Annotated in this window: 20 protein-coding genes; 9 read left to right on the top strand and 11 right to left on the bottom strand. The window is 38.0% G+C overall.

The window, feature by feature from the left end:
- Window positions 1–10 precede the first annotated feature (10 nt).
- From atpD to G530_RS0103335, 4 genes are all read right to left on the bottom strand, one after another.
- Window positions 11–1,522, bottom strand: a complete 1,512-nt coding sequence (atpD, locus tag G530_RS0103350) for a F0F1 ATP synthase subunit beta (protein ID WP_026933180.1) — start codon at window positions 1,520–1,522, stop codon at window positions 11–13.
- A 254-nt stretch (window positions 1,523–1,776) separates the two neighbouring features.
- Window positions 1,777–3,624 carry a glutamine--fructose-6-phosphate transaminase (isomerizing) gene (gene glmS, locus G530_RS0103345; protein ID WP_026933179.1) on the bottom strand — a complete coding sequence of 616 codons (1,848 nt, stop codon included), beginning with the start codon at window positions 3,622–3,624 and terminating at the stop codon, window positions 1,777–1,779.
- Window positions 3,625–3,632: 8 nt separating this feature from the next.
- The gene (locus G530_RS0103340) at window positions 3,633–5,207 is read right to left on the bottom strand and encodes a BamH family beta-barrel-assembly machinery protein (RefSeq protein WP_026933178.1); all 1,575 of its coding nucleotides are present in this window, start codon (window positions 5,205–5,207) and stop codon (window positions 3,633–3,635) included.
- Window positions 5,208–5,223: 16 nt separating this feature from the next.
- On the bottom strand, window positions 5,224–6,036 hold the full coding sequence (locus tag G530_RS0103335; RefSeq protein ID WP_026933177.1) for a glycogen/starch synthase: 813 nt from the start codon (window positions 6,034–6,036) through the stop codon (window positions 5,224–5,226).
- A gap of 110 nt (window positions 6,037–6,146) precedes the next feature.
- Here G530_RS0103335 and panC point away from each other — a divergent pair, with 110 nt between their 5' ends.
- The 6 genes from panC to G530_RS0103305 are packed head-to-tail and all read left to right on the top strand — an operon-like array spanning window position 6,147 to window position 12,076.
- Window positions 6,147–6,998, top strand: a complete 852-nt coding sequence (panC, locus tag G530_RS0103330; protein ID WP_026933176.1) for a pantoate--beta-alanine ligase — start codon at window positions 6,147–6,149, stop codon at window positions 6,996–6,998.
- Between the two features lie 8 nt (window positions 6,999–7,006).
- On the top strand, window positions 7,007–7,357 hold the full coding sequence (gene panD / locus G530_RS0103325; RefSeq protein WP_026933175.1) for an aspartate 1-decarboxylase: 351 nt from the start codon (window positions 7,007–7,009) through the stop codon (window positions 7,355–7,357).
- Window positions 7,358–7,387: 30 nt separating this feature from the next.
- Window positions 7,388–8,329: a lysylphosphatidylglycerol synthase transmembrane domain-containing protein gene (locus G530_RS0103320; RefSeq protein WP_340139842.1), complete on the top strand. Its 942-nt coding sequence runs from the start codon at window positions 7,388–7,390 to the stop codon at window positions 8,327–8,329.
- Window positions 8,330–8,364: 35 nt separating this feature from the next.
- Window positions 8,365–9,513: an alpha/beta hydrolase gene (locus G530_RS0103315; protein WP_026933173.1), complete on the top strand. Its 1,149-nt coding sequence runs from the start codon at window positions 8,365–8,367 to the stop codon at window positions 9,511–9,513.
- Window positions 9,514–9,532: 19 nt separating this feature from the next.
- The gene (radA, locus tag G530_RS0103310) at window positions 9,533–10,897 is read left to right on the top strand and encodes a DNA repair protein RadA (RefSeq protein WP_026933172.1); all 1,365 of its coding nucleotides are present in this window, start codon (window positions 9,533–9,535) and stop codon (window positions 10,895–10,897) included.
- A gap of 42 nt (window positions 10,898–10,939) precedes the next feature.
- Window positions 10,940–12,076 (top strand): M23 family metallopeptidase, encoded by a 1,137-nt coding sequence (locus G530_RS0103305; protein WP_026933171.1) that lies wholly within the window; start codon window positions 10,940–10,942, stop codon window positions 12,074–12,076.
- On the opposite strand, the gene G530_RS0103300 is transcribed toward G530_RS0103305, so the two are convergent.
- Window positions 12,073–13,110: an NADP(H)-dependent aldo-keto reductase gene (locus tag G530_RS0103300; protein WP_026933170.1), complete on the bottom strand. Its 1,038-nt coding sequence runs from the start codon at window positions 13,108–13,110 to the stop codon at window positions 12,073–12,075. The two genes, G530_RS0103305 and G530_RS0103300, sit on opposite strands and share 4 nt — an antisense overlap.
- 193 nt (window positions 13,111–13,303) lie before the next feature.
- On the opposite strand from G530_RS0103300, the gene G530_RS0103295 reads away from it, so the two are divergent.
- Window positions 13,304–14,272 carry a carbohydrate kinase family protein gene (locus G530_RS0103295; protein WP_026933169.1) on the top strand — a complete coding sequence of 323 codons (969 nt, stop codon included), beginning with the start codon at window positions 13,304–13,306 and terminating at the stop codon, window positions 14,270–14,272.
- A 14-nt stretch (window positions 14,273–14,286) separates the two neighbouring features.
- Here the strand turns inward: G530_RS0103295 and G530_RS0103290 are convergent, their stop codons facing one another.
- From G530_RS0103290 to G530_RS0103265, 5 genes are all read right to left on the bottom strand, one after another.
- Window positions 14,287–15,249: an OmpA/MotB family protein gene (locus tag G530_RS0103290; RefSeq protein WP_026933168.1), complete on the bottom strand. Its 963-nt coding sequence runs from the start codon at window positions 15,247–15,249 to the stop codon at window positions 14,287–14,289.
- 8 nt (window positions 15,250–15,257) lie between these two features.
- Entirely contained in the window at window positions 15,258–16,019 is a 762-nt protein-coding gene (locus tag G530_RS0103285) for an exodeoxyribonuclease III (protein WP_026933167.1), read from the bottom strand.
- Between the two features lie 78 nt (window positions 16,020–16,097).
- Entirely contained in the window at window positions 16,098–19,079 is a 2,982-nt protein-coding gene (locus G530_RS0103280) for a T9SS type A sorting domain-containing protein (protein ID WP_026933166.1), read from the bottom strand.
- Between the two features lie 114 nt (window positions 19,080–19,193).
- Window positions 19,194–20,741: a glycine--tRNA ligase gene (locus G530_RS0103270; protein WP_026933165.1), complete on the bottom strand. Its 1,548-nt coding sequence runs from the start codon at window positions 20,739–20,741 to the stop codon at window positions 19,194–19,196.
- A gap of 64 nt (window positions 20,742–20,805) precedes the next feature.
- Window positions 20,806–21,690: a hypothetical protein gene (locus G530_RS0103265; RefSeq protein ID WP_084519376.1), complete on the bottom strand. Its 885-nt coding sequence runs from the start codon at window positions 21,688–21,690 to the stop codon at window positions 20,806–20,808.
- A 60-nt stretch (window positions 21,691–21,750) separates the two neighbouring features.
- On the opposite strand from G530_RS0103265, the gene G530_RS0103260 reads away from it, so the two are divergent.
- Together G530_RS0103260 and G530_RS0103255 are read left to right on the top strand one after the other, a co-directional pair.
- Window positions 21,751–22,431 carry a ComF family protein gene (locus G530_RS0103260; protein ID WP_026933163.1) on the top strand — a complete coding sequence of 227 codons (681 nt, stop codon included), beginning with the start codon at window positions 21,751–21,753 and terminating at the stop codon, window positions 22,429–22,431.
- A 58-nt stretch (window positions 22,432–22,489) separates the two neighbouring features.
- Complete coding sequence (locus G530_RS0103255) at window positions 22,490–24,097, top strand: Ig-like domain-containing domain (protein ID WP_026933162.1); 1,608 nt, start codon at window positions 22,490–22,492, stop codon at window positions 24,095–24,097.
- On the opposite strand, the gene G530_RS0103250 is transcribed toward G530_RS0103255, so the two are convergent.
- On the bottom strand, window positions 24,078–24,863 hold the full coding sequence (locus tag G530_RS0103250; protein WP_026933161.1) for an amidohydrolase: 786 nt from the start codon (window positions 24,861–24,863) through the stop codon (window positions 24,078–24,080). The two genes, G530_RS0103255 and G530_RS0103250, sit on opposite strands and share 20 nt — an antisense overlap.
- Window positions 24,864–24,952: the final 89 nt, after the last annotated feature.

Genomic DNA, 24,952 nt, shown 5'->3' with positions numbered 1-24,952 from the left:
CTAACTTATTTTAGTTTTCAGCAAGCATTTTTTCTCCGGCCTCAATCGCTTCTTCAATACTACCCTTAAGGTTGAAGGCAGCTTCTGGCAGGTGATCTAATTCACCGTCCATAATCATGTTGAAACCTTTGATAGTCTCCTTAATATCTACAAGCACTCCTTTAAGACCAGTAAACTGCTCTGCTACGTGGAATGGCTGAGAAAGGAAACGCTGAACACGTCTTGCACGAGATACCGCAAGTTTATCTTCTTCAGAAAGTTCTTCCATACCTAGAATGGCAATAATATCCTGAAGTTCTTTATATCTCTGTAATAACTCTTTTACTCTCTGTGCACAATCGTAGTGCTCATTTCCTAGAACATCTGGAGTAAGAATCCTTGAACTTGACTCCAAAGGATCTACTGCAGGATAAATACCTAGCTCAGCAATCTTACGAGAAAGTACTGTTGTTGCATCCAGGTGGGCAAACGTTGTTGCCGGCGCCGGATCTGTAAGGTCATCTGCAGGGACGTAAACCGCCTGTACAGATGTAATAGATCCATTCTTAGTAGAAGTAATTCGCTCCTGCATTGCACCCATCTCTGTTGCTAGCGTTGGCTGATATCCTACCGCTGATGGCATACGTCCAAGAAGTGCTGACACCTCTGAACCTGCCTGTGTAAAACGGAAAATATTATCTACGAAGAAAAGAACATCTTTCCCCTGACCTTCTCCAGCTCCATCACGGAAGTATTCCGCAATAGTAAGACCAGAAAGAGCCACACGAGCACGAGCTCCAGGAGGTTCGTTCATCTGTCCGAATACGAAGGTAGCCTTAGACTCCTTCATAACTTCTTTATCTACTTTTTTAAGATCCCATCCGCCATTCTCCATAGAATGCATGAAATCATCACCGTATTTTATAATTCCAGATTCCAACATCTCTCTAAGAAGGTCATTCCCCTCACGAGTACGCTCACCAACTCCTGCAAAAACAGAAAGTCCTCCGTGACCTTTAGCAATGTTGTTAATCAACTCCTGGATAAGTACTGTTTTTCCAACACCAGCTCCTCCAAAAAGTCCAATTTTACCACCTTTAGAATAAGGTTCAATAAGGTCGATTACTTTAATTCCTGTGAACAGAACTTCAGTAGACACAGATAAGTCCTCAAATTTAGGAGCTTCACGGTGAATTGGAAGTCCATCTTTACCAGCTTTTGGAAGATCTCCTAAACCATCGATCGCATCTCCAATTACATTGAAAAGACGTCCGTAAACATCTTTACCAATTGGCATTTGAATAGGATTTCCGGTAGCAAGTACTTCAACTCCACGGCTAAGACCGTCTGTTGAGTCCATGGAAACAGTTCTTACGGTTTGCTCACCAATATGTGACTGCACCTCAAGAACTAAAAGAGAACCATCCTTTCTGGTAATTTCCAAAGAATCGTAGATCTTTGGCAGTTCAGCGTTTTCTGAGTCGAACACAACGTCAACTACAGGGCCAATAATCTGGGCAACTTTACCTGTGACTTTAGACATTTATCTAATTCTTTAATTTTTAATAGTAAAATTCAAAAACCTATTTCGCTGATTTAAAAAATCATAAAAATGAAACAGGTCATTTTCAGGCTGCAAAGATAAATTTTTCTAGCAAAAAACATATTGAAAATTTGAGAAGTTTTGAATGTTTAGCAAATCAGCTAAAAAGCTGATTTAAAAGCATCAATTACTTTTAAATAAAAAACCCTTCTGCATAAAATGAGAAGGGTTTTTAAATATTATGATTTCAAATTTTATTCTACCGTAACAGATTTCGCCAGGTTTCTTGGCTGATCTACATTCTTACCTAACATTACAGCAATATGATAGGAAAGTAATTGTAAAGGGATCGTAGTTAATAAAGGTGTCAGTGACTCCATAGTCTCCGGAACTTCGATCACATAATCTGCAAGTTCTCTTACCTCTTCATCTCCCTCTGTAACCACTCCAATGATCTTACCTTTTCTAGACTTGATCTCCTGGATGTTACTTACCACTTTCTCATAATGTCCCTTCTTAGTAGCGATCACTACGACTGGCATTTGCTCATCAATAAGTGCAATTGGCCCGTGCTTCATCTCTGCAGCAGGATAACCTTCAGCATGGATATAAGAGATCTCTTTAAGCTTTAAAGCTCCTTCAAGAGCAACCGGGAAATTATAACCTCTACCTAAATAAAGACAATTTGGTGCATCTTTATATTTGAAAGCAACTTCCTGAATAAGTTTATCAGATTCAAGCGCCTTTTTAATCTTCTCTGGAATTCTTTCCAGTTCCTGTAAATGGAATTGGAAATCACTGTGAGAAATAGTGCCTTTGAACTTACCAAGCTTAAGAGCCATTAATGTAAGAACAGTGATCTGGGTAGTAAAAGCTTTTGTAGACGCAACTCCAATTTCTGGTCCTGCATGAGTATAAGCTCCCGCGTCAGTTTCTCTAGAAATAGAAGAACCAACCACATTACAAACTCCAAAAGTAAAAGCTCCTTTTTCTTTTGCAAGTTTAATCGCCGCCATGGTATCTGCCGTTTCACCACTTTGAGAAATAGCAATTACCACATCATTTTCAGAGATCACCGGATTTCGATATCTAAATTCTGAAGCATATTCAACCTCCACCGGAATCCTGGCGATGTCTTCAAAAATATATTCAGCAACGAGACCAGCATGCCAGGAAGTTCCGCAAGCAACGATAATGATTCGCTTTGCATTCGCAATACGCTCCATATTATCATCGATTCCAGCCATCCTAATAATACCTTGATCTACAAGCATTCTACCTCTATAGGTATCACTTATAGCACTTGGCTGCTCATGAATTTCTTTTAACATGAAATGCTCGTAGCCACCTTTTTCGATCTGCTCAAGGTTCATTTGTAGCTCCTGTATATATGGATCTACTAAAGTATCATCCTTGATCTTTCTGATCTTAACATCTTTATGTCTTCTAATAACTGCCATTTCACCGTCTTCAAGGTAAATAGCGTTATTTGTAAATTCAATAAAAGGGGATGCATCTGAAGCCACAAAAAATTCGTCGTCACCAACTCCAATAGCCAGCGGACTACCTAAACGAGCAACAACTAATTCGTCTGGTTTCGTTTTATTAAAAACAGCAATAGCATATGCCCCAATAGTCTGGTTCAATGCGATCTGTACAGCTTTTCCAAGCTTTACATTCTCTTTTAGAATAACATCTTCTATAAGATTTACAAGTACCTCGGTATCTGTATCACTTTTAAAAGTATACCCTCTTTTTTTCAACTCTTTTTTAAGAGCATCATAGTTTTCAATGATCCCGTTATGAATAATAACCAGGTCCCCTGAATTTGAATAATGAGGATGCGAATTCACATCATTAGGTTCACCATGGGTTGCCCATCTTGTATGACCAATACCAACAGTTCCATCTGTAGAAATTTCACTTTCTAAACGAGCTTTTAAATCTGCGACCTTTCCTTTGGTCTTGCTCATTTTTAATTCCTTCCCGTCATAAAGCGCAATACCTGCACTATCATAACCTCTATATTCTAATCTTTGGAGCCCCTTAAGGACTATTGGGTAAGCTTCCCTGTGACCTATGTATCCAACAATTCCACACATAATTCTCTCTAATTAAAGTTGGTATAGTAAATTTTTAATTTTAATCTTTTATCATCATCGTTAGACAGGTTCCCGTGCAATACTGTTCCCGTAGGAGTTAAGCTATTTACAGAAGGGATCTGGTCTATCAATTCTGGCATTTCCCTGGTGGCAGACATTAAAGAACCACCAAGAGACCCTTGAGCCCCTCTGGAAACAGCAGAGTTAATATTTGGAACAATTACCAGTCCAAGTTTTACATTTTCAGCATCATTATTAATGATCCTACTCACATGGTTAGTGATTCTAATATTGTAATATTTACCGCTCTCATCTTCAGCTACCACTTCAGAAAAGTTAGTAATCGAAGCATCAGGATTAGCAACACTATAGGTAATATCTAATGCATAATCTGCCAGAAAAGTATTATTGGTAAGATCATATAGATACAAACGTCTTGGCTCATCTCCGCCATTCACCAGACTTTCATTTACATAGAAAGTAAGGTCTGCTTCATTAATTAATAACTCTTCACTTCTTAGAGCCTCCAATTCCTCTGCATCTGTAAATAACTCTATAACCGCCATACTACCTTCTTCAGCTCTAATATAAAGATTTTCGGCTCCGGTTTCTGAAGTTTGTGCGTTTATGGCCTGGGTAACATCCTCAGGAAATTCACCTTCAAATGTGTTAAATCTATTCCCGGTCATATTAAGAGCAAAACTACCTCTAACCTGTTCTGTTTCGTCCCCATCTTCTGAATCTTTTTTATAGTACAGACTAATCTGTGGGGTTCTACCCTGCTCTGCAAAATTCAATAGAATCTGGCTGCCACCCGAACCGTTAGATTCTGCCTTGATCAATAAACTTCTTAGATAATTTTTGAAATTATTATTATTTAAAAGTTCTGTTGATCCTTCTTTAGCAATAATTTTATTCTGAAAATAATCCACCGGTAGATGAACTCTTAATGCTGGAGCATTTACAATCGTATCATTTACACCGTCAACATTCACTTCATAAGAAGTAAAAGAAGCAGAAGAAGGCTTAAAGTCTTCTTTAACTATAAGAGCCTCACCAAGAATATTCTGCTCAACATTACTCTGTTGATCTGAATAGTATTTCTGGCTCTGTTCAAATCCAGCATCTGGATCCAGGTCATTTAAAAAATATGAGGTCTCGTAAACAGATAGCTTAAAAGACTCATTACCATAAATGGAATCTAATGCATATAGAATTTCCCCATCTACAGAATTCTGGATTTCGGTTGAAAAATATGGTATGGTCATGACCACACTATCCAACTGCACATTCTCACCAAATTCCGGGTCTTCAGAAGATAAAGTCAACTGAGTAATTATACTCGCAGCACTTTCTCCGTAAACCGGGTTATTATTAACTCCAAGGATAGAATTTGAAAGGTTATTTGTTTGAATAGAATTAACCACCTGAGAATAGGCATTAACCTCTATTTCTCTCAATTCTACATTTGATGGATTATTTATTATTTCTCCTCCAACTTCAGTGAATTCTTCATCACATCCTATAAAACCGAAAATAACAGCCGTGATAGCCGTTATCTGGAACAATCTGTTTAATTTCATTTAATACTTTTACTTACTATTCAGACAATACTTTTGTGTCATAAAACTCCTGATAGGCGTGAGAGAAATTTTCCTTTTCAGTAAACGGAAGGACTGGCTTATTTAATTTACCAACGTAAGTCTTCAATTCTTCAGGCACATTATCACCACCCATGACTATTGCATCAGAATTGTCTACGGCGGTTTTAATTAAGTTGACAAAATTTGGAGTTTTAAGATGCTTAACATTCGCATTCTCCAAACCGTCAAATAATATTTTCTCACGCAACTCTTCATCTAACGCTCCATCAAAACTTTGATTGTAAACAGAGGTTACAATTTTTGAATCTCTAAATAATGGTTCGTTTCCATAATAGTTTCTTAGGTATAGCGGCAATAAAGACGCCAACCAACCGTGAACATGGATGATATCTGGTGACCAGTTAAGTTTTTTAACTGTTTCTATCACTCCTTTCGCAAAGAAAATAGCGCGCTCATCGTTATCAGAAAAGAGATTTCCATCTTCATCTGTTAAAGTTGCCTTTCTTTTAAAATAATCTTCGTTATCTATAAAATAGACCTGCATTCTCTCTTTTGGAATAGAGGCCACCTTAATAATTAGCGGCATATCCAGGTCATTAATAACTAGATTCATCCCTGAAAGTCTAATGACTTCATGCAATTGATGCCTTCTTTCATTGATATTACCGAATCTGGGCATGAAAATTCTAATTTGGCCACCAAGGTTATTCACCATTTTTGCAGCTTCAAAAGAGGTTGATGAAATATCGGTTTCAGGTAAGTAGGGTATAACTTCAGACGAGACGTATAACACTCTCTTATCTTTCATAAATTCTTTGCTTTAGTTACGTTTCCGAATAAAAAACACGCAAAATTACAAAAATTTATGCAGATTGCCAGAGAAATATTAAGTTTGCACGCTGTTAATTTTATACCAAAATGCAGGTTTTTAGGGAGAAAGATCCACTTATACAGGCCATTCAGAAGATAAAATCTGAAGGAAAAAGCGTTGGACTCGTTCCAACCATGGGCGCATTACATGAGGGTCATCTTTCTCTTGTGAGTAATGCCCTGAAAGAATCTGATCAGGTTGTGGTTAGTATTTTCGTAAATCCCACGCAATTCAATAACCAGGAAGATCTGGATAAATATCCCCGCAACCTGGAAAAAGACCTTGAATTACTGAAAACCAAAATTGGAGACATCTGGATTTTTACTCCTACTGCAAATGAACTTTACGGAGAAACTATACTTTCTGAAAATTTTGATTTCGAAGGTTTAGAATCTGTAATGGAAGGAAAATTCAGAAACGGTCATTTTGACGGTGTTGGAACGGTTGTAAAACGTTTATTCCAAATTATTACTCCAGATAAAGCCTTCTTTGGGGAGAAAGATTTTCAGCAATTGCAAATCGTTAGAAAGCTTACCGAAAAGACAGGCTTACCTGTAGAGATCATTGGCTGTCCTATTTTAAGAGAAGATTCTGGTCTTGCAAGGTCTTCAAGAAACGAACGTCTAAGTAGCCAAAATCGGGAAAAGGCAGCTTTTATTTACGAGACTCTAAAAGATGTCAAACAGCTATTTGGCACAGAAAGTGCAGATTATGTAAACGAATGGGTAGAAAATAAGTTTAAAGACCACCCGACTTTGGATTTGGAATATTTTGAAATTGCCGATTCCAATACCTTAAAAAAGATTACAAAAAAAGAAAAAGGAAATAATTACAGAGCATTTATCGCAGTCTATGCAGATGAGATCAGGCTAATTGATAATATCGCTCTGGACAATTAAATTAAACAATGCAGATTCACGTAGTAAAGTCAAAAATCCACCGTGTAAAAGTAACCGGCGCAGATTTAAACTATATTGGAAGTATAACAATTGATGAAGACCTTATGGAGGCGGCCAATATCATTGAAGGAGAGAAGGTTCAGATAGTAAACAATAACAATGGTGAGCGTCTTGAAACATATGTTATTCCCGGCCCTAGAAACTCTGGTGAAATAACCCTAAACGGGGCTGCAGCCAGAAAAGTTGCAAAAGGAGACATCCTGATCATTATTTCCTACGGAATTATGGAACTGGAAGAAGCCAAAAACTTCAAACCATCACTAGTATTTCCAGATGAGGAAACCAACTTATTGAATTAATCTTCATTGAAGAAAAAACTCATTAAAATATTGAAAATTTTTATCCCCTTATTTCTGGGGATTTTTTTGATCTGGTATTCTTTAAAGAGTTCTACTCCACAGGAACGAGAACAGTTATGGCAAAGCATATTAGACGCCAATAAATTCTGGATACTGGTCTCATTCTTACTTGGAACCATTTCCCATTTTTCCCGTGCGTATAGATGGAAATATATGCTGGAGCCTATGGGCTACAAATCATCACAGGCCAACCGATTTATGGCAGTAATGGCCGCTTATCTGGCCAATTTTGGAATTCCCAGGTCTGGTGAAGTTCTAAGAGCAGTTACTTTATCTACCTACGAAGATGTACCATTCGAGAAAGGATTCGGCACAATTATATCTGAAAGAGTTGCAGATCTACTCATCCTGATGCTTATCATAGGAGTAGCCCTTATCTTTCAAACTAACGAACTTCTCGCCTATTTGCAAGACCAGAATATAAATCCGTTAAATACCTTTTTTATATTTCTGGGGCTTGTAGGAATAATCATACTAGGACTCAATATAGTACGAAGATCTACCTGGCTGCCATTTCAGAAATTAAAAAACCTGGCTAAGGGATTACTCGAGGGTATGAAAAGTATCCTGAAAATGAAGCAAAAATGGGCTTTTATATTTCATACCGTTTTTATCTGGACTCTCTATCTATTAATGTTTTTTGTGATCCAGCTCAGTATACCTGAAACCGCTAACACCCCTGTTGGTATCATCATGGCCGCTTTTGTTGTGGGATCCTTTGCAGTTTCAGCCACAAATGGAGGAATAGGTGTTTATCCACTTGCTGTTGGAGGAGTTTTGATGTTTTTCGGAATTCAGGAACATGCAGCCGAAGCTTTTGGATGGATCTCATGGGCCACACAAACAGCTGTAGTTCTTCTATTTGGAGGAATGTCCTTTATTTTTCTACCACTTTTAAACAATAGGAAATAATAATTATATTGTAGGTCCGAATCAATACTACACCTATGAAACGATTATTACTTTTGCTAATGGCAATTCTATTGCCGTTGGCCAATTTTGCGCAGATCAAATACGAAAGTATTACTTCTCAAAAGCTTGGGGAAACCAGGCAAATAAAGATCCAGTTACCCAGAAATTACGAAGAGAATCTAGATAAAAGATATCCTGTTGTTGTTGTCCTGGATGGAGATTATCTATTTGAACCCGTTGCCGGGATGGTAGATTATTACTCATACTGGGAAGATGCCCCAGAGATGATCGTGGTTGGAATTAACCAGGATGGGGTAAGAATGCAGGACACCTACTATTCTGAAAACAATTTCCTGCCTGAAGGAAAAGGAGCTAAATTCTTTGAATTTATAGGAATGGAACTACTGGCCAATCTGGATCAAAAATACAGAACAGCTAATTTTAAAATTATTGTTGGTCATGATTTCACCTCAAATTTCATCAATTATTATCTGTTGAAACAGAATCCAATATTTCAGGGTTATATTAATCTTAGCCCAGATCTAGCACCCGAAATGGCTAATCGAGTAACTAATGCCTTAAATACGGCAGAATCTAGAAAATGGTTTTATATGGCTACTGCCAGCGATGATGTACCAAATCTTAAAGAAGATATTCTTGGATTTGATAATAGTCTTAAGAACCTGGAAAATGAACTGGTTGAGTATAATTTTGACAATTTTGAAGGGGCTACGCATTATTCTTTAGTGGGAAAAGCTATCCCTTCTGCCCTTGAAAGTATGTTTGAAATTTACCGCCCAATTTCAACTAAAGATTATAATGAAAAATTGCTTCAAACTTCAGTTTCACCGTCAGAGTTTTTAGCTGAAAAATATAATTCTATCGAAGAGCTTTATAGCATTAAGAAAAAAATAAGCCTGAATGATTTTATGGCCGTTTATAAGGCGATAGAAAAGACCCGCAACTGGGAAGAATATAAAGACCTTTACAAAATGGCTTTCGAGCACTACCCGGGTACTATGCTGGGAACATTTTTTGAAGCGCGGTATGAGGAAGAAACCGGGAATCCTAAAAGAGCCATGAGGATCTATCAAAATGCATACGGGCAGGAGAAAATTGCATTCCTGGATGCAGATTTTATGCTCGAAAAAGCCGATGCGATTAAAAAAGATTTCGGTTATTAGCATAAAATCGATCAGTTAAATGGCCAAGGTTAAGACTACTTATTTTTGTCAGAAATGTGGAGCTCAATATTCCAAATGGCAGGGGAAATGTAACTCCTGTGGAGACTGGAATACAATTGTTGAAGAACTGGTTCAAAAGGCAGATCCAAAAGACTGGAAAACCTCAGCTAAAAAGGAAGCCAAGAAAGCCGCCAGGCCTTTACTTATCGCTGAAATAGAGAACACTCCTCAAAACCGGATGAATACCGGAAATAATGAATTAGACCGGGTACTTGGTGGTGGTATTGTCCCAGGCTCTTTGACTTTACTTGGAGGTGAACCCGGGATTGGGAAAAGCACACTACTACTACAAATTTCACTCGGATTAAAATACCGGGTACTTTACGTTTCCGGAGAGGAAAGTCAGCAGCAAATTAAAATGCGGGCTGAAAGGATAAATCCCAATCCGGCAAACTGTTTCATTTTAACTGAAACAAAAACTCAGAATATCTTTCGACAAGTAGAAGAAATTACTCCAGAAGTTGTAATCATAGATTCCATACAAACACTTCACAGCGATTATATTGAGAGTTCACCCGGCAGTATTTCCCAGATCAGGGAATGCACCGCTGAACTTATAAAATTCGCCAAGGAAAGTAATACACCCGTGATCCTCATTGGCCATATTACCAAAGAAGGAAGTATCGCCGGCCCTAAAGTTCTGGAGCATATGGTAGATACCGTGCTACAATTCGAGGGCGATAGAAATCATGTTTATAGAATTCTAAGAGCACATAAGAATCGCTTTGGTTCTACTCATGAACTTGGTATATATGAAATGCAGGGCAGCGGCCTGAGAGAAGTAACCAATCCCTCTGAGATCCTAATTTCAAAGAATGACGAAGATCTTAGCGGAACGGCAATTGCCTCCACCCTGGAAGGCATGCGACCTTTAATGATAGAAATCCAGGCATTGGTAAGCACTGCTGTTTACGGCACACCTCAACGCTCCACCACAGGTTACAATGCAAAAAGGCTGAATATGCTCTTAGCTGTACTTGAAAAAAGAGCAGGATTCAGACTTGGAGCAAAGGATGTTTTTCTGAACGTTACCGGCGGAATTAGCGTGGATGATCCAGCTATAGATCTGGCCGTAATTGCAGCTATATTATCATCGAATGAAGATATCGCGTTGCAAAAAGACACTTGTTTTGCCGCTGAAGTTGGTCTGGCTGGTGAGATTAGACCTGTAACCAGGATCGAGCAACGAATTCTGGAAGCTGAGAAACTTGGTTTTGCCTCTATCATGGTTTCAAAGCAAAGCAAGATCCCTAAAGGCAATTTCCAGATAAGAATCGTAAAAGTTGCCAAGATAGAAGATGTAGTATCGCATCTTTTTGGCTAGAACTGGCATAATTGCTGATACAAATAACTCAACTCGAGTAACATGCAATTATCTAAATTTTCCTTTGTACTTTTTCTCCTGATCCTTTCTTCCTGTACGCAAATGGAGAAGGCAGAGCAACTCATTACTGGACTTTCTGAAAAGGAAAAGTACCAGAAAAACAATGAAATTTCAGATGAGCTTTTTCAAATATGGGAGGACCGTGTTAAGGTAGCATTACGAGATAGCTTGGAAATTGAGTTGCCCTATACCGAATCTGGAGAATTAAAACCCAGGAACTTTGCGGTATATTCCTATCAAACCTATCTTATTCCAGGTGAAGTTATAGAAGCCGAATTTATTACTGACAGTTCCTTTACGCTGGTTTTTTCAGAATTATACAAAAAGGTAAAAGACCAGAATAAAAGTTTTGAAAGAGTAAAATCTGGAGAGGGAGAAACGAAAAAATTAAGATTTGAGGTTCAGGAAAAAGGGCTTTACAAATTGATCTTTCAGCCAGAAATCGAAGCAAATACTCCCTTTCATATTCAGATTAAAAAATCTCCTACCTATCTATTCCCGGTATCTAATGGAAAGAATGCTGATATTGGTAGTTACTGGGGAGATATTCGCGATGGTGGTCGCAGGGATCATAAGGGAATAGATATTTTTGCCGATCGAGGTACCCCGGTAGTCGCAGCGACTTCTGGACGAATTGGATTTACCGGAGAAAAAGGACTGGGAGGCAAACAGGTTTGGCTTAGGGATAGAAAACGTAGACAATCGCTGTATTACGCCCATCTGGATAGCATTATTCCTGGACTTAATAAAGTAGAACAAGGAGACACTTTAGGATTTGTTGGAAACTCCGGAAATGCCAGAACGACTCCTCCGCATTTACATTTTGGAATCTATAAAAGTAACCAGGGCGCTTTAGATCCCATTGGTTTTGTTTACTTAACTGAAGATGCTCAGGATATTTCAGCGAATAATAGTGAGTTTGCCACCAGATTAAAGGTGAATACAGCCAAAGCTAATTTTAGAAATAAACCCGCTTCCAGTAATTCTAGGGTCGTTAAAACAGGACAGGAAGGTGAACTCCTTTTTGTTCAGGGGAAAACAACCGACTGGTTCCACGTTCGCGATAGCCTGGACCGTTCCATGTACATTCACGAAAGCCTGGTTAGGTCTGCTTATTAAGGAGCTGGATTTGGAATAGAATTATGGATCTTATCGATCCCTTCTAATATCTCTTCAGAAAGAACAACATCTATACTACTAATATTTTCTTCTAACTGCTCGATACTTGTTGCTCCAATAATATTACTGGTCACAAATGGCTGCTGATTCACAAATGCCAGTGCTAAATGAGTTAAACTCAGCCCATGCTCATCGGCTAAATTCTTATACGCTCTGGTAGCTTTAATAGCTTCTTCATTAGAATATCTTTTATACTGCGGAAATAGACTTAACCTGGTATTCTCTTTTATTCCATCAAGGTGCTTTCCACTTAAAGTCCCCATTCCCAATGGAGAGTATGGATAAAGACCTACGTTTTCACGATGGTAAATTTCGGTAAGCCCGATTTCATCTTTCCTGTTCAATAAATTATATGGGTTCTGTACGGTAGAAACCCTTGGAAGATCATGCTTTCTGCTTTCTTCCAGAAAACGCATCAAACCATAAGGTGTTTCATTTGAAAGACCAATCTGTTTGATCTTACCCTGCTTTACATATTCATTTAAACTCTCCAGAACCTCTCTGAAATTCTCCTCCCATGCTTCATCTTCAGCATGATCATATCCTCTTTTCCCGAAGAAGTTAGTATTTCTCTCTGGCCAGTGTAATTGATAAAGATCTATATGATCTGTTTGTAGTCTTTTCAGGCTTTTATGTAACGCGTCTTCAATTGCTTCTTTATGAAACCCAAGTTCTGGCCTAATATGAGAAACCATCTCTGAAGGACCCGCTACTTTCGAGGCGATCACCACATCTTCTCTTCTCCCGGTTTTTTTGAGCCAGGTACCAATTATACTTTCAGTACTTCCCTGCGTCTTAGGATCTGCAGGAATAGAATACATCTCTGCCGTATCAATGAAATTTACTCCATTATCCAGAGCAAAATCAATTTGTTCGTGACCTTCGGCTTCAGTATTCTGCTGTCCCCAGGTCATAGAACCCAGGCAGATCTTACTAACTTTTATATCTGTATTCGGGAGAGTAGTATATTTCATAGTAAATTATGCATTGAGGCCGCAATTTAGGATAATTAGGTAAAGCATAAAACCCGAAGACCATCAATATTTCTTATAAAGAAGGTGGGTTACCTCAATATGAAAATATCATTTTTCGGTAAGTTTTATATAACTTACCTTTATGTTTATCAGCGAATTGCTGGAGGAATTTCAGAAGTTTTAATCATTACAGATGAAGAAAATAGCCATTTTAGGTCCCATTCCCCGGGACACCATTTTAACCCATAAGAATGAAACAATACAGAAATATGGCTGTGCAACCCATCCCGCGATCGCCCTGGCTAAGTTGATGCAGGGAAATGGTGAGGTAAAGGTTATTTCTCATGTACATAAAAAAGATCATGCTGAAATATCAGAACTATTCGCTCCTTACAAGAATGTAGATTTACGCGGACTAGATTGCAATAGTGATCGAGGAACCGTAATCGAATTAAAATTTCTGGACCAGAACAATCGACTGGAGAAGCAAACAGCATTTATGAATCCAATTTTACCGGAGGATGTAAAGCCATTTCTTGATTCAGATGCTTTTGTATTTGTACCTATTACAGACTTCGAGATATCCCTTAGCACTTTAAAATACATTAAAGAAAATAGTGCAGGAATTGTAATATTTGATGCTCACGGCCCTACAACTGCAATGAATATAAATGGTAGCAGAGAACGAAAATACTGGATAGATATCGATGAATGGCTACCCTATATCGACGTTCTTAAAATGAATCTTGAAGAGTCTATGTGCTGCTGGTTCAAAAATGAATATGACATAGATGAAATGGGGCATTATGATGAAGAAAATACAGAACACCTGGACGATTTTGGAGCTTATGTACTGGAAAAAGGAGTGGACGTATTATATGTGACCCTCGACTCTCGCGGATGTGTAGCATATTCAATGAAAGATGGTAAAATAAATAAAGAGTTCATCCCATCTGTTCCGGTAGATGAAGTGATAGACACAACAGGTTGTGGTGATTCTTTCGCGGGTGGCCTGGCCTATGGATTTGCCTATCATAATGACGAAATAATTGCCGCCAGATATGCTAACACTCTAGGTGCGATGAGAACACAGGGCAAGACCTACGAGGTTTTTAAAGACCTTGAACACACTAAAGCCATTATTAAAAAACACTATTCCTGATCTTTCTGAAACATTTAGTTTGTTTCATTCAGTAATTTAGTGATCTCATCAAGCTTTGGCGTAAGTATAACTTCGATCCTTCTGTTCTTAGCTTTACCTGCTTCTGAATCGTTTGAAGCCACAGGTGCGAATTCACCTTTTCCAGCCGCGGTTAGATTCTGAGGATCGATGTTCGAGTTTTCTCTTAAGATATGTACGATAGAAGTTGCTCTCTTAGTAGAAAGATCCCAGTTATCTTTTAACTGACCACTGCCACCATAAGGCACATTATCTGTATGTCCTTCAATTAGAACAGCTATATCTGGATTCTGAGCTAAAACAGATCCTAGTTGCTGTACTGCCTTTTTACCTTCAGAATTAACGGCCCAACTACCAGACTCAAAAAGCAATTTATTTTCCATGGAAACATACACTTTACCTCCTCTTTGTTCCACGGTAAGTCCTTTCCCTTCAAAATTGGTAAGGGCATTGGAAACTGCATTTTTGAGAGCATTCATTTTCGCATCTTTCGCCGCAATAACGCTTTCCAGCTCATCTATTCTTTGGGATCTTACTGCAAGGTCCTTTTCCAGTTTTTCCAACCTGTTCTTTTCCTGGATCAAAGCCGCTTCTTTTTCATCTAGTTGAGCTAATAGCTCGCGATTTTGTCTTGAATTTTCAGCAATTGCGGCAGAACTATTCTTTTCCAGGGCATCATAAGAATCCTCCAGACTCGAATAATTCTTCTGTAAAGCAGTTAGCTTTTGCATTAAATCATTCTTCTCTGTAGTAGCAGTTTCAAAATCAGATTTCAGCCTGTTCAGTTCGTCATCAAGATCTTTATTCGAGCTTCTTAAACTCTCAAGATCTTCATTCATAGAACGATTATCTCTAAGAAGATCTGCGTTCCTGCTTTCCAGTTCTCCGTATTTTTTGGAGGAAACGCAAGAGGTTAATGAAATCATTAATGCTAAAAAACCTAGGACTTTAATTTTCATAAGTAATATTATTCTATTTCTACAAGAACGGGACAATGATCACTATGGTATGCTTCGGGCAAAATAACTGCCCTTTTCATGCGATCTTTTAAAGGCTCAGACACCAGATTATAATCTATACGCCATCCTTTATTGTTATTTCGGGCATTTGCCCTGTAACTCCACCAGGAATAATTATCTGGCTCGTCGTTAAAATGTCTAAAGGAATCTATAAAACCACTTTTCATAAAACCATCTATCCAGGCTCTTTCCTCCGGAAGAAATCCTGAAGTATTCTTTAATCTCATTGGATCATGAATATCTATAGCCTCATGACAAATATTATAATCGCCGCAGATAATTAAATTCGGGAATTGCTGTTTCAATTGATCTATATACAACTGAAAATCGTCCATGAATTTGAACTTATGCTCCAATCTGGCAATATTGGTTCCTGAAGGCAGATAAAGACTCATCACAGAGAAATCCTCAAAATCGGCACGGATGCTTCTACCTTCAAAATCCATATAATCAACCCCGGTACCATAGGCTACATTCTTGGGCTCGGTCTTACTGAGAATAGCCACTCCGCTATATCCTTTTTTCGTCGCCGGATACCAGTAATGATAAGGGTACCCTGCTTTTTCAAAATCTGAAAGATCCAATTGCTCCGGTTGAGCTTTAATTTCCTGCAGGCATACTACATCTGGATTTGCCTGCTGGATCCAGTCTAAAAAACCTTTTCGAATGGCTGCTCTTATACCGTTTACATTATAGGATATTATAGTCATGAAAATTCAATTTTCCTCAAAAATAAAGGAATATGAAGTAAATACAAGCAGAGTTGAAAAATTGTCTTGAAATAGACCTTACTTAACTATAAACCTTTCAACCTTCCCGAAATCACGGGTTCCAACTCTTAAAAGATACACTCCGGGAGCTGCATAAGACATATCGATCTCATAGACATAAGCATCTCCACGTTCGTTCACGATCTGGTTTTCAATTAATTTCTGACCAAGAACATTATGCACCGTAATTCGTAAAGGTTCATCATAATTAGTTTCCATGATAGCCCTGTAAATATTATTTCCATAAGATACAACTACCAGGTCAGCTTCATTGAGGATTAGATCCTCAGGATCTAATGTATCATCAATGATATTTACTGAATAATCATGGGTTGTTCCATATTGCATTACAGAACAGGGATCATTCAGATCTCCCGAAAAACTTGTATCACCAGCTCTGATCCTTAACAAGTGCTGCCCTAACTTAGCGTTTGAAGGGATAGTGAAATCATATGAAAATGCCCTGTCTTCTTCGGGAATAACTTCAGAAGTTATAAGTCTCTCTTCATCCTCAAAAACTGCGTTATCATTAAAATCTATCCACAGTGAAAACTTTTCTACGTCATCCTCGGCAAAATTGGTCTTTACCGTTACCGTGTATTCTCCAACAGACCTGTCCAGATCTGTTGAACCTTTAGAAAAGTCTATATATCCTGTAGTACAGGGAATTCTTTCATTCAGAAAATCTCCTAATTCAAAGTAAAATATTCCATCCCCGGCAGAACAATCAGATCCATCAGGGATACAATTAAGGTTCACTATAGATTCGGTTATAGAATCATTGGTGGGATCAAAATCTTCGGAAAGGTTTGTAGTAGCTGTGATAGAGTACCTTCCGGAACCTTCGAAGTTTGCGGTTTGATTAAAGGTGTAAACAGCTATTTCTCCAACCGGAAGAACCTGGTTGTAGGTTTCGTTCACGAAGGTATTATTACCAATCTGATAACTTACCGGTATATCCTGTTGTGGTTCTCCCCCAAAATTTTCAATGGTTATAGTGATAGTTTCATTAGCCGTAAGATCTTCTGAAGTTTCAGGTGAATCTATGGAAACCACTCCCACATCACGAGGAGGTAAGTTTCTAACCTGGGTGTCTATACTATCATTGTTATTATTAGAATCGTTCACAAGATTCGTTGAAAAGGTAATAGTATAGGTCTCTCCAACATTAGAAAGATCGGCGGTTTCATCGAAAGTAAAGGTGGCAAAAGATTCCGGACCTATAGATTCTGTAAAAATCTCTGTAACCTGCGGACCTCCATTGATACTGTAACTAACTTCAAAATTAGACTGAGGATTCAATCCATAATTTCTAATCCTGACACTTATTTGTTCAGCAGAAGTCAAGGTTGCATCCTGAGGAGAAATAAGCGAAACAGCTCCAATATCATTTGGGTCTGTTGCAGAAAAACTAAAAACCCCTACTTTGTTTACCCGGTCTGTTCCCCTGAAATATTCCGCATTATGCCAGAATGTGATCCCATCAACCGGATCTATACTTAAATGTGCATAATCACCATATCTACCTTCGGGTCTTGGCTGTGGGCTATCGCCTTCTACAATAGATTGCTCTTCAACAGTCATAGTTCCTAAAGGATCGTTTGCAAATCTACCCGTATATCTAATAGAAGGAAAGACAGGTTTACTAGGATCGTCGTTAACGACAGTAAATCCCATTCCTATATTGCCTCTTTGATCAATCCCGATACTGCCGCTAAACCTGTCACTACCATCGGGAGCATAAGTACCTTCCTGATAAACGGTCCATGGTTGCCCATCAGCTTGCTGTCTAAGTTCATACCACCTGATTCCGGCATGTTTAGCCGGAGAAGGCTCTACATCAACTACAAAATTCATCACAACCGAATTATATCCTGAAAACCTTCTGTATTGCGTCATATACATCATAGCTCCCTGTAACGCATCAATATCTACAGCTTCTCCAGGTTGCGGTAGGTTTTGAAAACTACCCCCATCAAAAGTGGCGTCAAATGGAGATATACCGTTAGTGATCTCCTGACTTTCTGCTATTGTAGAATTTCCTAAACTGTTCCAGTCTACATTAATTAACCAGAGTTTTAAATGATCCTGATTAACGCCGGCCCATTCATCATCCTGTAAATATATGATCGGGGCATTTCCCGGCGGAGGCAGATTCCTGCCAACTACACTAAACCCTGCGGGACTATAAAATCCATTATTTCTTATTCCAGGGAGAGAAAAACCGAGAATACGAACATCATCTGATCCCTGAAGCATCCTATCTCGCTCCAGAACGAATACAACTTCTTCTCCCTGCGGCGCTCGTGCATTTTTATTCGTAGTTATATAATAACCATCGTTCCAGACAGAGATCTTCGGGTAATCTGGTAAATCTTCCAGATCAAAACGATAAGTATACCAGCCACTATTCACTGGGTCTGGTCCCTGGGCTACAGCAAATAATAATGCTGGAGGTGTAGATCCATTTTCCGTACTAAATTGCATTAAAACGAACCTGTCTGCAGATTCATCATAAAACACTATAGGATCCCCATCAGTTTCATTTGTAAAAGTCCCGCCAATACTGGCTAGAGAAGATTCTGGAACAACAACATTTCCGCTTTTATCCCAAATTGCAAATTCAGAATTCCAGGCATTTACGTAATAATCTCTTCCCACGGCCCCGGTAGGATCTGAAGGAGTAGATCGCGTTACTGCTCCGTCAAAGGTTAATACTGGAGCTTTAACAGGGATATCCCCCATTTTACTTTGTAAGGCAGCATCAGTAGTCTTAGGCAAACCTTTACCTGGCACTACTTTATTAATTCCTCTATTTCGTGGATTATATAGTTTTGGTTTTTTTGAAGAAGGGATCAAATTATCTTTCGTCAAAGCTCCAGATTTCACAACTTTTGCAGAATCTATAAAAGCTGGACCTACGATCTCATTAGTTTGAGCAACAGAATTAAGATGAAAAATCAACAATAATATCAGAAGGGTAGAAATCTTTTTCATCATTTGGGAGTATTCTTCAATAATTCTTTAAAAATAGGCATTAAGATAATAACTGAAATAAAAAAGGCAATCAATAAATTGATTGCCTCTCTTAAAATATTCATAAAAACCTGTAAATCAATTAGAAAAATCTCTCATCCAGGTTTTAAAATCTGTTTCTTTCCTTATCAATGCGTCCAATTCTGTAATCGGAATTCTCTTTTGTTCCATTGTATCTCTGAATCTTACCGTCACCGAATTATCATCCAAGGAATCATGATCTACTGTGATACATAATGGAGTTCCAGCAGCATCCTGCCTACGGTATCTTCTACCAATAGCATCTTTTTCATCATACTGTACCGTAAAGTCCCACTTAAGATCATCTACTATTTTTTGAGCCATCTCGGGAAGTCCATCTTTTTTAACTAGAGGCAGAATTGCCGCTTTTGTAGGAGCAAGTACTGCCGGTAATTTTAATACCGTTCTAGTATTACCATCTTCCAGTTGTTCTTCTTTTAATGAAGCTGAAAGTACAGCCAGGAACATTCTATCAAGACCAATTGAAGTTTCAATTACAAAAGGCACATAATTTTCCTTCAATTCCGGGTCGTAAAAACGAAGTTTTTTACCTGAATGCTCTTCATGAGCTTTAAGGTCGAAATCTGTTCTGGAATGGATTCCTTCCAGTTCTTTAAATCCGAATGGAAAATCAAATTCTATATCTGCGGCAGCATTTGCATAATGAGCAAGTTTCTCATGGTCGTGGAAACGATAATTTTCTTCACCAAGACCTAAGGATCTATGCCAGTTTAATCTTGTTTCTTTCCATTTTTCATACCACTCAAGCTCTTCACCAGGACGTACAAAAAATTGCATTTCCATTTGCTCAAATTCACGCATTCTAAATATGAACTGTCTTGCAACGATCTCATTCCTGAACGCTTTACCAATCTGGGCAATTCCAAATGGGATCTTCATTCTTCCCGTTTTTTGAACATTCAGAAAATTCACGAATATCCCCTGAGCAGTTTCAGGACGTAAATATAGATCTGTTGCAGTATCTGCAGAAGCACCTAATTTAGTACCAAACATAAGGTTGAATTGTCTAACCTCGGTCCAGTTCTTAGAACCCGTATCAGGATCTGCGATCTCTAATTCCTCGATTAATTTTTTTACATCGGCAAGATCTTCATTGGTGAGTGAACGAGCTAAACGCTCCAGGATCTCTTTTCTATCTCCAAGATATCTTTTTACACGTGGATTGGTCTCCTTATACATTTCAGCATCGAAATCCTCTCCAAACCTCTTTTTCGCTTTCGCGATTTCTTTTTCAGCTTTCTGAAGTAATTTTTCGGCATAATCTTCTACCAGAACATCTGCCCTGTAACGCTTTTTAGAATCTTTGTTATCTATCAAAGGATCGTTAAAAGCATCTACGTGCCCGGAAGCCTTCCAGGTTTTAGGATGCATTAAAATTGCAGCATCAATACCAACGATATTCTGATGCAGTTGCGTCATGCTTCTCCACCAGTATTCCTTGATGTTTTTCTTTAGTTCGGCTCCATTCTGCCCGTAATCATAAACAGCACTTAAACCATCATAGATTTCACTGGATGCGAAAATGTACCCATACTCCTTGGCATGGGATATTACGTTTTTAAAAAGATCTTCTTGTTTTGCCATGGCGCAAAAATAAAAAAACCGCCCTGAATAATATCCAAGGCGGTCTCTAATTTATTAATTAAGATTATTTAAGGGTAAAACTTCCGGTTCCTAAAAGCATCGCATCGTTGTAGACATACACTTTATAGTTCCCTTCCAGTAATCTATCCTCCATAGTTTTAGCCAGGATACATACGTCAAGCTCTTCATTTTCATAAAAAACTTTAGATGCAGCACTGTAAACCATCGTTCCTCCTTCATGTTGAACTACGATCTCATCTCCTACTAATTCATTTTCCGGATTGTAAACCTGAACATACATATTCTTTTCACCAGCTTCTGAAAGGTCATTAGCAGTAATAGTAAAACAGGTTCTTATCTGGTCTACTCTACGATTGTTATCGTTTTCAACTAGTTTCCCGCTATTTCTAACAATTACTCCTTCTCCTGAAAGACTCGTGATCTTCAGTTTTGAAGCCTTATCAACCTTGGTAGAAAGACTTTGATTCGTAGTTTTTAAAGAATCAGAAAATTTTGTTCTTTCCTGTAGCGCAACACTGGTACTATCTAAAGAAGTAGACAACATCTGATTTTCTGTACTCAAACTATCCACTACTCTAAAAAGACGATCCTTCTCGGCCTTTAGATTACCAATTTCTCTTCTATATCTAGAAATAAGGACAAGATTAGCTTCATTATCTTTAACTGAATCCAGTAGTCGAGAAATACGGTCCCTGGCGTTTACAAGGTCCTGATCCATAATTTCGTTTTCCTCAATAGCATCATCATACTTTACAATTAGCTCATTAAGTTCATCTTCTATTACAGACTTCTCTTTTTGAAGAATCTCTTTATTTTCCTTTTCCTCATTGTAGAATTTTATAGTATAAATGCTAAGCGCAACCAGGGCTACAGCAAGAATACCGGTTAAAATCTTTAATGCGGTATTGTTCTTTTTTTCTGTCATCATAAGTTTAATTTAGTTCGTAAATTTAGACGTTTAACCAAGTATGGTACAAGCCATTAACAAATGTTTCACGATTTCGTTAATCTTCTTTATCCCAACGTTTGTCACATTTGCGAGACAGAGTTGCTTAAGAATGAACAAATTCTTTGCACCTCCTGTCTCCATGACCTACCGGTTACACGTTACCACCTTGATAACGAGAACCCTGTTAAAAAAGTATTTTATGGCCGGGTAAAGATAGAAAAAGCTACGGCATTACTGCATTTTAGAAAGAAATCTGGAGTTCAGCATCTAATACATGACCTAAAATATAGAGGCCACCGTGAAATTGGTACTTACCTGGGTAATTGGCTGGGAGAAGAATTGGTAGAATCAAAAGAATATAGGGATATAGATATTGTGATCCCTGTGCCATTACATAAATCCAGGCTCAGGGAAAGAGGTTATAACCAGGTCGAAGATTTTGGGAAAGTGATCGCTACTTACCTGAATGCAGATTATAGAGATGATATTCTTTTAAAGATAAGCTCTTCAAAAACCCAGACTCTAAAAGACAGATTTTCGAGATGGGGAAAACTTGAGGAAAATCTTTCTATTCAAAATTTCAGTGAAATTGAAAATAAACACATTCTTATAGTAGACGACCTGGTTACTACAGGTTCCACCTTAGAAGCCTGCGCACATAAACTGTTGGAGATTCCAGGGATCAAACTAAGTATCGCCACAATGGCAATTACCGACTAAGCTTTGCGTTGTAATTCAAAATAATTGTTTCTTTGCTAAAAGATTTCAGTTTTCATTTATGAGAAAAAGGATACCCGGATTCGTTATAGTTTTGATCTTGCTTTTTACAATGGTGCAATGCGCCAAAAAAGGAATGCCTGAAGGGGGACCTATAGATGAAGAACCACCAAAGTTCATTAAGGCCAATCCTGAGAATTATTCTACGCAATTCGATGCTGATGAGATACGCATCTATTTTGATGAATACATCAAACTGGAAAAACCTCAGCAACAAATTATAATTTCTCCACCTATGGATCCAAAACCCAGTATTATGCCTTTGGGATCTGCCAGGAAGGATATCAAGATCGAGATCTTTGATACTTTAGAAGAGAATACTACCTACGCGATTAATTTTGGTAGAAGTATCGTAGACAACAATGAAGCTAATCCTTACGATTATTTTAAGTATGTATTCTCTACGGGTGATTATATAGATTCTCTTAAAGTTTCGGGAACCGTGAAAGACGCGAAGTTAAAGGCTCCTAAATCTCCAGTTTCTGTGATGCTTTATGAGATGGATTCTACCTATACAGATTCTATAGTTTTTAAAGAAACACCTAGATATGTTACTTATTCACAGGATAGCACCTTTACATTTTCTCTGGAAAATTTAAAAGCCGGAACCTATAAGATGGTTGGAATATTAGATAATAATGACAACTATCTCTACAACCCTAAAAGTGAAAAAATTGGATTTATTGCTGAAAATGTTAGTATCCCAACAGACAGTACTTATGAAATTATTGTTTTTAAAGAGGAGCTGGAATTTACACCAAAACGCCCTACCCATTTTAAAGGAAATCAAATTCTATTTGGATATGAAGGTTCTCCAAACCTGGATAGCTTAGAAATAAATTTACTTTCCCCGAAGCCTGAAGGTTTTGTTTCCAGGATAATTAAAGATGCTGAAAAAGATAGCCTCTATTATTGGTTTAATGTGAAGCCTGAACTAGATAGTCTTAATTTTGAGATCGTAACTCCAAAAACCAGAGATACACTATTGGCGAGACTAACTACTCTGGACAGGGATTCCTTAAAGATCTCTACTGAAACTGGTAGCATCAGCAAGGATTTTAAGTTTAAGGGGAACACTCCAATCGTGGATTTTCAAGAAGAATTCATCTCGATCATGGATAAGGATTCTGCTAATGTTGATTTTTCGACAGAATTCCATCCATTGAAAAATGAAATTGTTATAAAATTCGACAAAACTCCTGAAAACACATATAACGTTCGTGCCTTGCCGGGAGCGATCACAGATCTTTTTGAAGAGACCAACGACACCATTAGTCAAAATTTAAGAACCAAGTCATTATCTGAATATGGAACTGTAATACTCAATGTTCAGAATATAGAATCTTTCCCAGTGATACTTCAATTAACAAGTACGAAAGGAGAAGTGATAGATGAACAATATTCTGAAGGAACTAACAACTTCACCTTTAGATACCTTACACCCGGTAAGTTTTTAATCAGGGTGATCTCAGACAGAAATGGCAATGGGAAGTGGGATACCGGAAATTTCCTGAAAAAGCGTCAGCCGGAGCAAATAAGATATTTTTCAGATACTCTGGATATTCGTGCCAATTGGGACTGGAACGAAACTATTCGTCTGAAAGATTAAACGTATCGCGGTCCTGAAGAAATTTTAGCTTACTTCTAACTTCCTTAAGATAATTTTTATTAAGACTGATCTCTTCGGTAAAAACCTCTTCCCTATGTAAAGGAGTAATCTCCTTACCTAGTGGATCATAAATTGCCGAATGACCATTATAAATATACCCGTCGCCATCTTCTCCGGTCCGGTTAAGGCCAACGCAATAACTCATATTTTCAATAGCTCTTGCTTTTAACAGGGCATCCCATGCGTCCACCCTTTTCTTAGGCCAGTTAGCCACGTATATCAACAGATCATAGTCTACGGTATTTCTGGAAAAAACCGGGAATCTAAGATCATAGCATATTAAAGGACAAATTTTCCAGCCTTTATAATCTATAATAAGTCTGGCTTTTCCCGCAGTATAGGTTTCATCTTCTTTAGCCAGGGTAAACGTATGGCGTTTGTCGTATAATTTATAAGTGCCATCGGGAAAAACAAAGAAAAGGCGGTTGTAATAATTGCCATTTTCAGAGATTATGACGCTGCCGGTAATTGCAGCTGATTTTTTCCTGGCCATTTCTCTCATCCATGATAAAGTCTCAGCATCAGTATTTTCAGCAAGTTCAGCCGCATTCATACTAAATCCCGTAGTAAACATCTCTGGCAGAATAATTAATTCTACATCATTAGATATTTTCTCGATTGCTTCAGAAAAAAGTTTTCTGTTTGCATTTATATCTTCCCATTTAAGGTCTGCCTGAATAAAGGCAATATTTAAATTTTCACTCATATTCAAAAATATCAAATTTGAGGGAGCAATGCCAAATACGTGTTAAATGATTGGACATAAGCAGTCGAATAAATAGTTTTATTGAGTAA

This window comes from Christiangramia echinicola DSM 19838 (genome assembly GCF_000423065.1).
Lineage (GTDB): Bacteria > Bacteroidota > Bacteroidia > Flavobacteriales > Flavobacteriaceae > Christiangramia > Christiangramia echinicola.
Note: the sequence above shows the minus strand (reverse complement) of the source record. Positions and strands in the feature narration are given on the sequence as shown.

Coding starts and splice junctions, on each gene's coding strand:
- atpD (WP_026933180.1), bottom strand. CDS start 1,522: ATGTCTAAAGTCACAGGTAAAGTTGCCCAGATTATTGGCCCTGTAGTT.
- glmS (WP_026933179.1), bottom strand. CDS start 3,624: ATGTGTGGAATTGTTGGATACATAGGTCACAGGGAAGCTTACCCAATA.
- G530_RS0103340 (WP_026933178.1), bottom strand. CDS start 5,207: ATGAAATTAAACAGATTGTTCCAGATAACGGCTATCACGGCTGTTATT.
- G530_RS0103335 (WP_026933177.1), bottom strand. CDS start 6,036: ATGAAAGATAAGAGAGTGTTATACGTCTCGTCTGAAGTTATACCCTAC.
- panC (WP_026933176.1), top strand. CDS start 6,147: ATGCAGGTTTTTAGGGAGAAAGATCCACTTATACAGGCCATTCAGAAG.
- panD (WP_026933175.1), top strand. CDS start 7,007: ATGCAGATTCACGTAGTAAAGTCAAAAATCCACCGTGTAAAAGTAACC.
- G530_RS0103315 (WP_026933173.1), top strand. CDS start 8,365: ATGAAACGATTATTACTTTTGCTAATGGCAATTCTATTGCCGTTGGCC.
- radA (WP_026933172.1), top strand. CDS start 9,533: ATGGCCAAGGTTAAGACTACTTATTTTTGTCAGAAATGTGGAGCTCAA.
- G530_RS0103305 (WP_026933171.1), top strand. CDS start 10,940: ATGCAATTATCTAAATTTTCCTTTGTACTTTTTCTCCTGATCCTTTCT.
- G530_RS0103300 (WP_026933170.1), bottom strand. CDS start 13,110: ATGAAATATACTACTCTCCCGAATACAGATATAAAAGTTAGTAAGATC.
- G530_RS0103295 (WP_026933169.1), top strand. CDS start 13,304: ATGAAGAAAATAGCCATTTTAGGTCCCATTCCCCGGGACACCATTTTA.
- G530_RS0103290 (WP_026933168.1), bottom strand. CDS start 15,249: ATGAAAATTAAAGTCCTAGGTTTTTTAGCATTAATGATTTCATTAACC.
- G530_RS0103285 (WP_026933167.1), bottom strand. CDS start 16,019: ATGACTATAATATCCTATAATGTAAACGGTATAAGAGCAGCCATTCGA.
- G530_RS0103280 (WP_026933166.1), bottom strand. CDS start 19,079: ATGATGAAAAAGATTTCTACCCTTCTGATATTATTGTTGATTTTTCAT.
- G530_RS0103270 (WP_026933165.1), bottom strand. CDS start 20,741: ATGGCAAAACAAGAAGATCTTTTTAAAAACGTAATATCCCATGCCAAG.
- G530_RS0103265 (WP_084519376.1), bottom strand. CDS start 21,690: ATGATGACAGAAAAAAAGAACAATACCGCATTAAAGATTTTAACCGGT.
- G530_RS0103260 (WP_026933163.1), top strand. CDS start 21,751: ATGTTTCACGATTTCGTTAATCTTCTTTATCCCAACGTTTGTCACATT.
- G530_RS0103255 (WP_026933162.1), top strand. CDS start 22,490: ATGAGAAAAAGGATACCCGGATTCGTTATAGTTTTGATCTTGCTTTTT.
- G530_RS0103250 (WP_026933161.1), bottom strand. CDS start 24,863: ATGAGTGAAAATTTAAATATTGCCTTTATTCAGGCAGACCTTAAATGG.